The organism is Streptomyces sp. A0642 (assembly GCF_004795105.1).
Classification (GTDB): Bacteria; Actinomycetota; Actinomycetes; order Streptomycetales; family Streptomycetaceae; genus Streptomyces.
This window is the reverse complement of the sequence record NZ_SSBL01000002.1, coordinates 204,765-216,640: the sequence shown is the minus strand read 5'-3', so window position 1 is coordinate 216,640 and position 11,876 is coordinate 204,765. Positions and strand designations below refer to the sequence as shown.

Genomic DNA, 11,876 nt, shown 5'->3' with positions numbered 1-11,876 from the left:
CGACCTCCGTCCCGACCCCCAGAAGGAAGTCATGACCCGCACCGCCCGCTTCACCCTCGACCCCGCGTTCACGGTCGGCGATGTCGACCCCCGCCTCTTCGGCTCGTTCGTGGAACACCTCGGCCGCTGCGTCTACGACGGCATCTACGAGCCCGGCCACCCCAGCGCCGACGAGGCGGGACTCCGTACGGACGTCCTGGAACTGATCCGTGAGCTCGGCGTCACCGCCATCCGCTACCCCGGCGGCAACTTCGTCTCCGGCTACCGCTGGGAGGACAGCGTCGGCCCCGCCGACGAGCGGCCGCGCCGCCTCGACCTCGCCTGGCGCTCCACCGAGACGAACCGCTTCGGCCTCTCCGAGTTCATCGCCTTCTGCAAGAAGATAGGCCCGCAGGCCGAGCCGATGATGGCCGTCAACCTCGGCACCCGGGGCGTCCAGGAGGCCATCGAACTCCAGGAGTACGCCAACCACCCGGCCGGCACCGAACTCTCCGAGCGCCGCATCGCGCACGGAGACAAGGACCCCTTCGGCATCAAGCTGTGGTGCCTGGGCAACGAGATGGACGGCCCCTGGCAGACCGGCCACAAGACCGCCGAGGAGTACGGCCGGATCGCCGCCGAGACGGCCCGCGCGATGCGGCAGATCGACCCGTCCGTCGAACTCGTCGCCTGCGGCTCCTCAGGCCGGTCCATGCCCACCTTCGCCGCCTGGGAGGCGACGGTCCTCGCCGAGACCTACGACCTCGTCGACTACGTCTCGCTGCACGCCTACTACGAGGAACTCGAAGGCGACCGGGACTCGTTCCTGGCCTCCGCCGTGGACATGGAGTCCTTCATCGAGGACGTCGTCGCCACCTGCGACCACGTCGGGGCGCGGCTGAAGTCCACGAAGAAGATCAACCTCTCCTTCGACGAGTGGAACGTCTGGTACCTCTCCCGCAGCCAGCAGGAGGCCGAGGAGAACCCCCTCGACTGGCCCGAGGCGCCCCGTCTGCTGGAGGACAACTACTCCGTCACCGACGCCGTCGTCTTCGGCACCCTGCTCATCGCCCTGCTGCGCCACGCCGACCGGGTGACCGTGGCCTGCCTGGCCCAGCTGGTCAACGTCATCGCCCCGATCATGACCGAGCCCGGCGGACCGGCCTGGCGGCAGACCACGTTCTTCCCGTTCGCCCAGGCCGCACAGCACGGCCGCGGCCAGGTCCTGGACGTGCGCGTGGACTCGCCCACGTACGGAACGGCCAAGTACGGCGAGACGGACCTGCTCCACGCCACCGCCGTCCGCGACCCGGAGACCGGCGCCGTCACCGTCTTCGCGGTCAACCGCGGCCAGGACACGGCCCTCCCGCTCGAAGTCGCCCTGCGCGGCCTCGGCCTGACGGAGGTCGCCGAACACCAGGTCCTCGCCGACGCGGACCCGGACGCCCGCAACACCCTCACCGAGCCCGAGCGGGTCGCCCCGCACCCGGCGCGGGGCACGGTGCTCGACGGGGGAGTGCTGCGGGCCACGCTGGAGCCGATGTCCTGGAACATGATCCGCCTGGTCTGATCTGCGGCGATCTGCGCCGGTACGCGCTGATCCCGGCGCAGGAGCCCGCCCCCGGCCCCGTTACGCTGACGCCATGCGTGATCTCGGGGCGGGCTTCGGCTATCTGATCAAGGGCCAGCGCTGGGTCGTCGGGCACGGACGGTGGTTCGGCCTCGGGCTGCTGCCCGGCCTGATCACCCTCCTCCTGTACGCGGGCGCCCTCGTCGGTCTCGGCTACGGGGCCGACGACCTGGCGCGGTGGGCGACCCCGTTCGCCGACGGCTGGTCCTCGCCCTGGCTCGGGCTGCTCCGCACCACCCTGACCGTGCTGGTCTTCGGCTTCGGCCTCTTCCTCGCCGTCATCACGTTCACCGCCGTGACCCTGCTCGTCGGGCAGCCCTTCTACGAGTCCCTCTCCGAGGAGGTGGACCGCGCCGAGGGCGGCAAGGTCCCCGTGTCGGGGCTGCCGCTCTGGCGGGAGCTGTGGATCTCCGCCCGCGACAGCGTGCGCGTCCTGGTGCGCGTCGCGCTGTACGCCGTGCTGCTCTTCGCCCTCGGATTCGTGCCCGTGGCCGGGCAGACCGTCGTCCCGCTCCTCGGCTTCTGCGTCACGGGGTACTTCCTCGCCGAGGAGCTCACCTCCGTGGCGCTCCAGCGCCGCGGCATGGTTCTGAAGGACCGGCTCGTCCTGCTGCGCGGCCGCCGGCTGCTGGTCCTCGGCTTCGGCGTCCCGCTGGGACTCGCCTTCCTGGTCCCGTTCGTCGCCGTCTTCCTGATGCCGGGGGCCGTCGCGGGCGCGACGCTGCTGGCGCGCGGCCTGATGGGCGAGGAGAACGCGGGGGCGGTGCCGCCCCCGCGGTCCTGAATCAGCTCCCGTGCACCTCCAGCGCGGTGCGGACGGCGGACTCCAACGCCCCCTCGATCCACGCGGGCTTGACGGACGTGTGGCAGCCCGCGAAGTGCAAGGGGCCCTCGACGGAGCGCACGTGGGCGAGGAGTTCGGTGTGCTGGCCGGGCAGCAGGACGGCCGCCTCGCCGTACGCGTACGGGTCACGCATCCACGACTGGGTGGCGCCGGCCCCCGTGTAGAAGACCTCGACGCGCTGCCCGTAGACGTCCTGGACCCCGCCGAGGGCGTGCGGGTAGCGCTCGTCGTCGTCCAGCGAGTCCCACTTCAGGGCGTCGTCGGCCCAGCTGTACGAGGCGAGGAGGACCCCGCCCCTGCTTCCGGCGACCGGGTGCGAGGGCTGGTACATGAAGCGGTTGGCGTTGTCGGTGACCGATCCGCCCCCGACGACATGGGCCGCCTCGGGCTGGTTGCGCGCGGTCGCGCGGTACGCGGCGTAGTGCACGCGCTGGTTGGGCGGGATGTGTCCGGACGGTACGGAGGGGTGGGCGCCCAGCAGTGAGCCGTCGGCCGGCGCCTTCCCGAGCCGGTACGCGTCGTACAGGCCGGGCCTGACCCTCTCCAGCTCCGCCTTCCAGTCCTTCTCCTCGAACTCCCACCAGCGGCGGCTGAATTCGAGCAGCACCTTGGTCGCCGTGTCGTAGTGGACCTCGGTGATCGCGCGCCGCTTGCCGTACGAGAGGGCGGGCGTGACCGGGATGTGCCGCAGACCGGAGAACGGCACGGTGACGATCGCGCGGTCGCCGGTGAAGGTCTCGCGCACCACCGTGCCGTCCCGGCCCTCCGACACCGTCTCGACGCTCACGCCGGCCTTCGAGTGGCTGATCCTGGCGGCCCTGCGATCCAGCCGCACCAGGCCCTCGACCCGGGCGTACAGGGCGTCGGCCAGCGTCGCCGTGCCGTCCGGCAGCTCGTAGAACGCGGTGTCCGGGCTGATCAGGGAGGCCCCGATGAAGCTGTGGACGAAGGCGAGGGGGAGCCGCGACGTGAGGTTCTCCACGGTGCCGATGAGGTCGATGGTGCGCTCGTCGAGCTTCGCCGCCTCGGTCAGGAAGCGGAACATCGACCAGTGGCCGTACCGCTGGATGACCCGGGCCCAGCCCTCGACGAGTTCCGTGCCCTCCTTGCCCTCGAACTCCGTCCGCACCGGGGCGAAGGCCTCCCGCACGATGGCCGACGCGGTCTTGTCCTCGAACGCGGCGGGAACCCCGAAGGACCGGTTGACTGCCTGCGGCCTCTTCGCGTAGTCCGCCTTGCGGACGCGGATGCCGTTGACGTGGATCCAGGTGTGGTTGACGGGCTTTCCGGTGCCGTCGACGTCGACGAGGTGGAAACGGCGACGCTTCAGACCGAGGCCGTCCATGAGCCCGGTGACGAGCGGGTGGCTGTCGGGGATGCGCATCGCCCCCGCCTCGGCGTACTGCTTCGGGTCGGAGAAGGGTGACTTCGCCTTCTCGTGGCCGCCGTTGCGGAAGGTCTTGATCCGGCCGCCGACCCGGTTGCCGTTGGCCTCGATCACGGTGACCGTGTGCCCGGCCTCGTGCAGCAGATGGGCGGCGGTGAGCCCGGCCGGACCCGCCCCGATGATCAGCACCTTCTTGGCGGCCCTGCGGCTGCGCGGCAGGCCCTTGGTCAGCAGGACCTCACGGTAGTGCGGCACCAGCGACCGGTCCTGCTCGTCGCGCACGAGGATGGCGCGGGCGACGGTCAGGCACGCGTCCCAGTCGGAGCCGGGGGCGGCGGCGGGGGCCGCGAGGGAGGCGGTCGCGGCGGCCTCCGCCGGGGCCACGGCGGAGGCGAGGGCGGCGGCGCCCGCGGCGGCGCCGGCGATCAGGGTGCGCCGGGAGGGCAGGGCGGACGCCGGTTCGGCAGAGGGGGTAGTCATGCGGCCACCCTGGGGGGCGCGGGAAGGGGCGCACTGCGCGAACGCGCGTAGATCATCCGGGAATCACCCGCACGTGCTGCTCAACGATCTTGTAGTACCGCGTTCCCCCAGGTCAGCGCCGCCTTCGCGCCGCCTTCACGCCGCCTTCGCGCCCCGCTTCAGCGCACCGAGAATCCGTACACCGTCGTCGACGCGAACTCCTCGCCCGGCCGCAGCACCGTGCTGGGGAACTCCGGCCGGTTCGGCGAGTCCGGGAAGTGCTGCGTCTCCAGGGCGATCCCGGCACACGGGCCGAACGGCCGGCCTTCGAAGTGGTCCGCCGTGTACAGCTGCATGCCCGGCTCCGTCGTCGTGACGGTCAGGACGCGCCCCGACGCCTCGTCGTACAACTCGGCGACCGGGCCCGGCACGCCCTCGTCCAGCACGAAGTTGTGGTCGTACTCCTTCGAGACCGGCCGCGGCTCCCGGAAGTCGAACCGGGTCCCCTCCACCGGCAGGAACTCACCCGTCGGCAGCGACTCCGCGTCGGCCGGAGTGATCCGGCCGGCCGCGATCCGCAGGCGCTGGCCCAGGGCGCTGCCGGAGTCGGCGCCCGCCAGGTTCCAGTACGTGTGGTTGGTCAGGTTCAGCACGGTCGGCGCGTCCGTCGTCGCCCGGTACGCGATCCGCAGCGCCCCGTCCCCGTCCAGCGTGTAGGCCACCGAGACCTCCATCCGCCCGGGGAAGCCCTCCTCGCCGTCCGCCGAGACGAGGGACAGCTCCACCCCGTCCGCGACCTCGCGGGCGTCCCACACGCGCTTGTCGAAGCCGACGGCCCCGCCGTGCACATGGTTGCGGCCCTCGTTGCGCGTGACGTGGTGGGTCGTCCCGTCGAGCGCGAAGGAGGCCCCGCCGATCCGGTTGGCGTACCGCCCGACCAGTGCGCCGAAGTAGGGCCCGGTGTACTGGACGTACGAAGCGAGATCGGGCAGTCCGAGCGCCACCGCTCCGCGCGTGCCGTCGCGGTCCGGCACCTCGACCGACTGCACGGTGGCCCCGTACGTCAGCACCCGCGCCCGCGTGCCCTCGCGTTCGAGCGTCCACCGGTCCACGGCGGTGCCGTCCCCGAGGGTGCCGAAGTGCTCCGTGCGTATCACCGTGTTCGAACCCGTGTCCATGATCGGAAACTCTAGCCCGTGGGGTGACCGGGTCACGCGGGAGGCCGCGCCGCGGTGACGTTGCGGTAGGCGATCTCCGCCAGCCGGGCCTGCCCGTTGAGCCCCGGGTGGAACCAGTCCCACGGGCTGAGCTGCTTGCCGGTGAACCGGTACTCGAACACGGCCCCGCCGTCGTAACGGCAGCGCTGGTCCTTCGCGCAGACCTCGCGCAGCACCTCGTTGTACGCGACGACGCGGTCCTGCACCGCAGAGCGCCGGGCCACCGCCGAGGCGCCCATGTCGTCCGCGTCGCCCAGCATCGACTTGCAGATGCCCAGCTTCCAGATCTGCTTGCCCAGCTGATTGCCCCGGCCCGTCGACCAGAGCCGCTTGAGGTCGGGCACGCTCGACACGTACACCTGTGCCTTCGGAGCCGCGCTGCGCAACTGACGCATCGACGCCTCGAACGACGCCCGGAAGTCCGCCACGGGTGTCATGAGCCGCACCGAGTCCCGGCAGGCGTCGTTGGCGCCGATCATCACCGTCACCAGCTCCGGGTCCTCCCGCGCGGCCAGCGCCATCTGCTCCGGCAACTGGGCGATCCGGGCACCCGTCTCTGCGTGGTTCCAGCTGCGGGCGGCCGCGCCCGACGGGCCGAGGAGGCGTACCGCCAGGCTGCGCACCGTGCTGTTCGTGCCGGTCGACCAGGAGGCCTCGGGGCAGTCGGCCAGCACCGAACAGGCGTCGAAACCGCGGGTGATCGAATCCCCGACCGCGGCGACCGACTCCGGACTGCGGTCCCACAGCGGCGCGGCCGCGGGCCGTCGGCCCCCGTCGGCCGTCGCGCCCTTCGTCGTCCCGTCGGTTCCCGCGTCACAGCCCGTGAGGAGGGCCGTGCCGAGGCACGTCGCGGCGGCCAGCGCGCTCAGAGCGGTGCGCGAGCGGTGCCGTACGGAACGGTCCGGCATGTCCTCGTCCCTCCTGTCCCTTGCCCCCGGCATGCCCTCGTGGCAGCGGTCGGCAGGGCCGAGCGCCCTGCCGGGTGAATGCGGAGCGAATCATGGGCCCAGGACCGACGGTACGTCACACCTCGGACGCCGCAGCACGGTAGCTTTTCCCCGTCGAACCAGTGGCCCTCCCGGCCGCCCGGCTCCACTCGGGTGGCTCTCGAACATCACATCACGTCACATACCCTCCCTTATCCGGACATTAACTCCCGATACTGTTTACTGATGACAGCCTCGGGAAGCCGGCCGGTGAGAGCTGGTACGGGCGCGAGGCCGCTGGGGAAGGCGCACCTCGTCCCACACTGGAGGTCCCGGTGACGACACGTGGAGTCCTGTACGTCCACTCAGCCCCGCGCGCGCTCTGTCCCCACGTCGAATGGGCGGTGGGGGGCGTGCTCGGCGTGCGGGTCCAGCTCGACTGGATCAGGCAGCCGGCCGCGCCCGGCACCTGGCGCTCCGAATTCTCCTGGCAGGCCCGTCCGGGCACGGCGTCGAAACTGGCCTCCGCGCTGCGCGGCTGGGACCTGCTCCGCTTCGAGGTGACCGCGGAACCGACGCCGGCCGCGGAGGGTGAGCGCTACAGCTCCACGCCCGGACTCGGCATCTTCCACGCCGTCACCGGCATGCACGGCGACATCCTGGTCCCCGAGGACCGGCTGCGGGCCGCGCTGGCCCGTTCGCTGAGCGGGGAGACGGACCTGGAGGGGGAGATCGCCAAGCTCCTCGGCAAGCCGTGGGACGACGAGCTGGAACCCTTCCGTCACGCGGGCGAGGGTGCGCCCGTGCGGTGGCTGCACCAGGTGGTGTAGGGCCTCTCGTTCGGATCAGGCCGGATCGGGGAGCGGGGCCCCGCGAGCCCGGCGTGATCCGGACGAGAGGCCCTGGCCGGCCGGCAGCGGTCGAGGTCCTGGTTCACAGCAAGCGGTCGACCAGCCCGTCGACGTAGTCCGGGCCGAGCGGGACCATGCCGAACAGGACGCGGATGTACATCGGGGCCAGGATGTGGTCCAGCACGTCGAGCGCGTCGGGTGCGGGCTCGCCGCGGTCGCGGGCGCGGTCGAGCATCGACTGCAGTTGCCGGGTGCGTTCCGCGCGGAGGGCGGCGCCGGCCTCCGCGCCCCGCCGGCCGCTGCCCGAGAGGGCGAAGGCCAGGTGCAGTACCGCCGGACCGTCGGGTCCGGTGATCTCGCGGGCCACTTGGGCCGCGTACGTGCGCAGGTCGCCGGCCAGGCTCCCGGTGTCGGGCATCGGCGAGCGCGCGTTGAGCCGGGTGAGCACCACGTCGGTGAGCAGGGGTTCCAGGCTGCCCCACCGGCGGTAGATGCTGCTGTCCGCCACGCCCGCGCGGGCCGCGACCTCGCCGACGGTGAAGTTGCCGTACCCGCGCTCGCCGATCAGCTCGGTGACGGCCTGGTGCACCTGTGCGCCGACGCGGGCGCTCCGCCCGCCGGGCCGCCGGGCTGTCTGTCGCTCGTCCATGCCTCCACCTTAACGCAGCTGACGCTTGCGTTTGTTGACAGCGCCTTCACCGCGGCCGGCGCCGTCACCCCGGCCACCGCCGTGTTCACCGGGCTGTGGCTGGCGAGGTCCGGGTCCGCGGAAGCCGTCGCGACACCGCGAGGCTCCACCGTCCCGGACGCGGCCACCGCCTCGGACAAGGCGCCCGACGCGCACGGCCTGGGCGGGCACCGCGAAAGGGGCCGTGTGACGCCTGAAGCCCGCCTCCCCTCACCGGGGAAGCGGGCTTCACGCGTACGGCCGTCGAACGATCACACGCTGCGGAACGCCAGCACCACGTTGTGGCCGCCGAAGCCGAACGAGTTGTTGATGGCCGCGATCGGGCCCTCCGGCAGCGGTCGCGGCGCGTCGCGCACGATGTCCGCCTCCACCGACTCGTCGAGGTGGTCGACGTTGATGGTCGGCGGAGCCGTCCGGTGGTGCAGGGCGAGGACCGTCGCCACGGTCTCGATACCGCCCGCGCCACCGAGCAGGTGACCCGTCATCGACTTCGTCGCGGAGATCGCGACATGGTCCAGGTCGTCGCCCAAAATCTTGCGCAGCGCCCTCAGCTCCGCGATGTCGCCCTGGGGGGTGGACGTCGCGTGGGCGTTGAGGTGCACGACCTCGGACGGCTTGAGGTCCGTCTGGTCCAGCAGGTTCTGCATGGCCGCGGCGATGCCGCGCCCGGTCGGCTCGGGCTGGGCGATGTGGTGGGCGTCGGCGGACAGGCCCTGGCCCAGCACCTCGCAGTAGACCCGGGCGCCACGCGCGGCGGCGTGCTCCGCGGACTCCAGGACGACGACGCCGGCGCCCTCGCCGAGGACGAAGCCGTCGCGGGCCGTGTCGTACGGACGCGAGGCCTTCTCGGGCTCGTCGTTGCTCTTGGACATCGCCATCATGTTGGCGAACGCGGCGATCGGCAGCGGGTGGATCGCCGCCTCGGTGCCGCCGGCGAGGACCACGTCGGCACGGCCGGTGCGGATCATCTCGACGGCGTAGCCGATGGCCTCGGCGCCCGAGGCGCACGCGGAGACCGGGGTGTGCACGCCCGCCTGGGCGTTCACCTCGATCCCGACGTTCGCGGCCGGGCCGTTGGGCATGAGCATGGGCACGGTGTGCGGGGAGACGCGGCGTACGCCCTTCTCCTTCAGCACGTCGTACTGGTCGAGCAGGGTGATCACGCCGCCGATGCCGGAGGCGATGACCGAGCCCAGGCGCTCGGGGCGGATCTTGTCGTCCTCACCGGCGGGGCCGGTGAAGCCCGCGTCCGCCCACGCCTCACGGGACGCGATCAGCGCGAACTGCGCCGAGCGGTCCAGCTTGCGGGCGAGCGGGCGGGGCAGGACGTCGCCCGGGTCGACGGCCGCGAGGGCCGCGATCCTGACGGGGAGGTCGGCGAAACGTTCGCCCTCAAGAGGCTTGACGCCGGAACGGCCGGCCATCAGACCTTCCCAGGTTGATGCGGAATCGCCACCCAGCGGAGTGGTTGCGCCGATACCGGTGACGACCACGGTGCGATTGGTCGAGTTCACTGGAAAATCTTCTCCACGTGTAGAGGGTCGTGAATCAGCGGCGCCACCGCCGGGTGGCGACACAGCGGGCTGGGATCAGCCCTGGTGCTTGAGGATGTAGTCAGCGGCGTCGCCGACCGTCTTGAGGTTCTTGACGTCCTCGTCGGGGATCTTGACGTCGAAGCGCTCCTCGGCGGCGACGACGACCTCGACCATGGACAGCGAGTCGACGTCCAGGTCGTCGGTGAAGGACTTGTCCAGCTGGACGTCCTCGACCGGGATACCGGCGATCTCATTGACGATCTCGGCGAGACCGGTGACGATCTCTTCCTGCGTGGCGGCCATGTCGGCGCTCCTTCGGTGTATATCTGCTGGGTTCGGGCGTCCGGGCGAAAAGACCCGGTGTGCCTAGGGGAGGGTAACGACCGTCGCGGCGTAGACGAGACCCGCCCCGAAGCCGATGACGAGCGCGGTGTCGCCGCTCTTCGCCTGACCGGTCGCCAGGAGCCGCTCCATTGCGAGCGGAATCGAGGCGGCGGAGGTGTTGCCGGTGGTCTCCACGTCACGGGCGACCGTGACGTGCTCCGGCAGCTTCAGGGTCTTCACCATCGAGTCGATGATCCGCATGTTGGCCTGGTGCGGGATGAAGACGTCCAGGTCTTCCGGGGCGATCCCGGCCGCGTCCAGCGCCTGCTGGGCGACCTTCGCCATCTCGAAGACGGCCCAGCGGAAGACCGCCTGGCCCTCCTGGGTGATGGCGGGGAACTTCTCCGGCCGGTCGGCGTGGAAGGTGTCCCACGCCACGGTCTGCTTGATCGTCTCGGACTTGTCGCCCTCGGAGCCCCAGACCGTAGGGCCTATGGCGGGCACCTTGGACGGACCGACGATGACGGCGCCGGCGCCGTCGCCGAACAGGAACGCCGTCGCGCGGTCGCTCAGGTCGGTGAGGTCGCTCAGCCGCTCCACGCCGATGACGAGCACGTACTCCGCCGAGCCCTCGACGATCATGCCCTTGGCGAGCGTCAGGCCGTAGCCGAAGCCCGCGCAGCCGGCCGAGATGTCGAAGGCGGCGGGCTTGCCCGCACCGACCTTGTGGGCGATCTCGGTCGCGATGGCCGGGGTCTGCTTGAAGTGCGAGACGGTCGACACGATGACCGCGCCGATCTGCTCCGGCGTGATCCCGGCGTCGGCGATGGCCTTGCCGGACGCCTCGACGGACATCGCGGCCACGGTCTCCTCCTCGGAGGCCCAGTGGCGGGTGGCGATGCCGGAGCGGGAGCGGATCCACTCGTCGGACGAGTCGATCGTCTCGAGGATCACCTCGTTGGGCACGACACGGGTCGGGCGGTAGCCGCCGACACCCATGATCCGTGCGTACGGGGCGCCCTGGCTGGGCTTGATCTTCGACATGCTCTCGGGCTCCTTAGGCGCCCGCGTGCTCAGCGATGAGCGCGCGGGCCGCGTCGAGGTCGTCGGGGGTCTTGAGCGCGAGGGTCTTGACGCCGGGCAGGGCGCGCTTGGCCAGACCGGTCAGCGTGCCGCCGGGGCAGGCCTCGATGAGCGCGGTGACGCCCAGCGCCTGGAACGTCTCCATGCACAGGTCCCAGCGGACCGGGTTGGCGACCTGGCCGACCAGCCGGGACATGACCTCCGTGCCGGTGGCGACGGTCTTCCCGTCGGCGTTCGAGACATACGTCACGGTCGGGTCGGAGACCTCCAGGGCCGTGGCGGCCTCACGGAGGCGCTCGACAGCCGGAGCCATGTGGTGCGTGTGGAACGCGCCGGCGACCTTGAGCGGGACCACGCGGCGCACGCCCTCGGGCATGTCCTCGGCGAGCGCGGCGATCTGCGCGGCGGTGCCGGCGGCGACGATCTGGCCGCCCCCGTTGACGTTCGCCGGTGTCAGACCGAGCTTCTCCAGGTGCGCCGTGGTGACCTCGGGGTCGCCACCGAGCAGTGCGGCCATGCCGGTCTCGGTGACCGCCGCGGCCTCGGCCATGCCGAGCCCCCGGGTCCGCACGAAACGCAGCGCGTCCTCGTCGCCGATCACTCCGGCGAGAGCGGCTGCGGTGATTTCGCCCACGCTGTGACCTGCGACGACAGCCGGTGAAGCGTCGAGCGCTGCGGCGGAGAGCAGGCCCGCGGCGACCAGCAGCGGCTGAGCCACCGCGGTGTCACGGATCTCCTCCGCGTCGGCCTTGGTGCCGTAGTGGGCAAGGTCGAGCCCGATGGCGTCGGACCAGGCCGCGATGCGGTCGGTGGCACCGGGGAGGTCGAGCCAGGGAGTCAGGAAGCCGGGCGTCTGAGCGCCTTGGCCGGGAGCGACGAGTACGAGCACCCTCACACTCTCTCTTGTGAACGGTCCTGAACGCCCGTGGGGACAGGGACGAAGAACCGTAGGG

At 71.6% G+C, this 11,876-nt stretch carries 11 protein-coding genes; 3 read left to right on the top strand and 8 right to left on the bottom strand.

The genetic code is table 11. The annotated features are described in order from the left end of the window. The first annotated feature begins 31 nt into the window (after window positions 1-31). Together E6R60_RS04560 and E6R60_RS04555 are read left to right on the top strand one after the other, a co-directional pair. Window positions 32-1,549 carry an alpha-N-arabinofuranosidase gene (locus E6R60_RS04560; RefSeq protein ID WP_136325099.1) on the top strand — a complete coding sequence of 506 codons (1,518 nt, stop codon included), beginning with the start codon at window positions 32-34 and terminating at the stop codon, window positions 1,547-1,549. A gap of 73 nt (window positions 1,550-1,622) precedes the next feature. After that, on the top strand, window positions 1,623-2,393 hold the full coding sequence (locus E6R60_RS04555; RefSeq protein ID WP_136325098.1) for an EI24 domain-containing protein: 771 nt from the start codon (window positions 1,623-1,625) through the stop codon (window positions 2,391-2,393). A gap of 1 nt (window position 2,394) precedes the next feature. Here the strand turns inward: E6R60_RS04555 and E6R60_RS04550 are convergent, their stop codons facing one another. From E6R60_RS04550 to E6R60_RS04540, 3 genes are all read right to left on the bottom strand, one after another. Further along, a complete protein-coding gene (locus E6R60_RS04550) occupies window positions 2,395-4,320 on the bottom strand; it encodes an NAD(P)/FAD-dependent oxidoreductase (RefSeq protein WP_136325097.1) in 1,926 nt (641 codons plus the stop codon). Between the two features lie 158 nt (window positions 4,321-4,478). Next, a complete protein-coding gene (locus tag E6R60_RS04545; protein WP_136325096.1) occupies window positions 4,479-5,477 on the bottom strand; it encodes an aldose epimerase family protein in 999 nt (332 codons plus the stop codon). A gap of 32 nt (window positions 5,478-5,509) precedes the next feature. Continuing rightward, the gene (locus tag E6R60_RS04540; RefSeq protein ID WP_136325095.1) at window positions 5,510-6,424 is read right to left on the bottom strand and encodes an SGNH/GDSL hydrolase family protein; all 915 of its coding nucleotides are present in this window, start codon (window positions 6,422-6,424) and stop codon (window positions 5,510-5,512) included. Window positions 6,425-6,777: 353 nt separating this feature from the next. Between E6R60_RS04540 and E6R60_RS04535 the strand changes: the two genes are divergently transcribed. Beyond that, window positions 6,778-7,272: a DUF3145 domain-containing protein gene (locus tag E6R60_RS04535; protein ID WP_136325094.1), complete on the top strand. Its 495-nt coding sequence runs from the start codon at window positions 6,778-6,780 to the stop codon at window positions 7,270-7,272. A gap of 103 nt (window positions 7,273-7,375) precedes the next feature. Here E6R60_RS04535 and E6R60_RS04530 read toward each other — a convergent pair whose 3' ends face one another. The 5 genes from E6R60_RS04530 to E6R60_RS04505 all read right to left on the bottom strand — a co-directional run bounded on the left by E6R60_RS04530 (window position 7,376) and on the right by E6R60_RS04505 (window position 11,812). Continuing rightward, the gene (locus E6R60_RS04530) at window positions 7,376-7,942 is read right to left on the bottom strand and encodes a TetR/AcrR family transcriptional regulator (protein ID WP_136325093.1); all 567 of its coding nucleotides are present in this window, start codon (window positions 7,940-7,942) and stop codon (window positions 7,376-7,378) included. 290 nt (window positions 7,943-8,232) lie between these two features. Beyond that, window positions 8,233-9,495 (bottom strand): beta-ketoacyl-ACP synthase II, encoded by a 1,263-nt coding sequence (gene fabF, locus E6R60_RS04520; RefSeq protein WP_136325092.1) that lies wholly within the window; start codon window positions 9,493-9,495, stop codon window positions 8,233-8,235. Window positions 9,496-9,570: 75 nt separating this feature from the next. Further along, complete coding sequence (locus E6R60_RS04515) at window positions 9,571-9,819, bottom strand: acyl carrier protein (RefSeq protein WP_014045780.1); 249 nt, start codon at window positions 9,817-9,819, stop codon at window positions 9,571-9,573. Between the two features lie 63 nt (window positions 9,820-9,882). Next, complete coding sequence (locus E6R60_RS04510; RefSeq protein ID WP_136325091.1) at window positions 9,883-10,884, bottom strand: ketoacyl-ACP synthase III; 1,002 nt, start codon at window positions 10,882-10,884, stop codon at window positions 9,883-9,885. A gap of 13 nt (window positions 10,885-10,897) precedes the next feature. Next, the gene (locus E6R60_RS04505; RefSeq protein ID WP_136325090.1) at window positions 10,898-11,812 is read right to left on the bottom strand and encodes an ACP S-malonyltransferase; all 915 of its coding nucleotides are present in this window, start codon (window positions 11,810-11,812) and stop codon (window positions 10,898-10,900) included. Window positions 11,813-11,876: the final 64 nt, after the last annotated feature.

Excerpts from the sequence above, each read along its gene's own strand:
- E6R60_RS04560 (WP_136325099.1), top strand. The coding sequence starts at position 32 with ATGACCCGCACCGCCCGCTTCACCCTCGACCCCGCGTTCACGGTCGGC.
- E6R60_RS04555 (WP_136325098.1), top strand. The coding sequence starts at position 1,623 with ATGCGTGATCTCGGGGCGGGCTTCGGCTATCTGATCAAGGGCCAGCGC.
- E6R60_RS04550 (WP_136325097.1), bottom strand. The coding sequence starts at position 4,320 with ATGACTACCCCCTCTGCCGAACCGGCGTCCGCCCTGCCCTCCCGGCGC.
- E6R60_RS04545 (WP_136325096.1), bottom strand. The coding sequence starts at position 5,477 with ATGGACACGGGTTCGAACACGGTGATACGCACGGAGCACTTCGGCACC.
- E6R60_RS04540 (WP_136325095.1), bottom strand. The coding sequence starts at position 6,424 with ATGCCGGACCGTTCCGTACGGCACCGCTCGCGCACCGCTCTGAGCGCG.
- E6R60_RS04530 (WP_136325093.1), bottom strand. The coding sequence starts at position 7,942 with ATGGACGAGCGACAGACAGCCCGGCGGCCCGGCGGGCGGAGCGCCCGC.
- E6R60_RS04515 (WP_014045780.1), bottom strand. The coding sequence starts at position 9,819 with ATGGCCGCCACGCAGGAAGAGATCGTCACCGGTCTCGCCGAGATCGTC.
- E6R60_RS04510 (WP_136325091.1), bottom strand. The coding sequence starts at position 10,884 with ATGTCGAAGATCAAGCCCAGCCAGGGCGCCCCGTACGCACGGATCATG.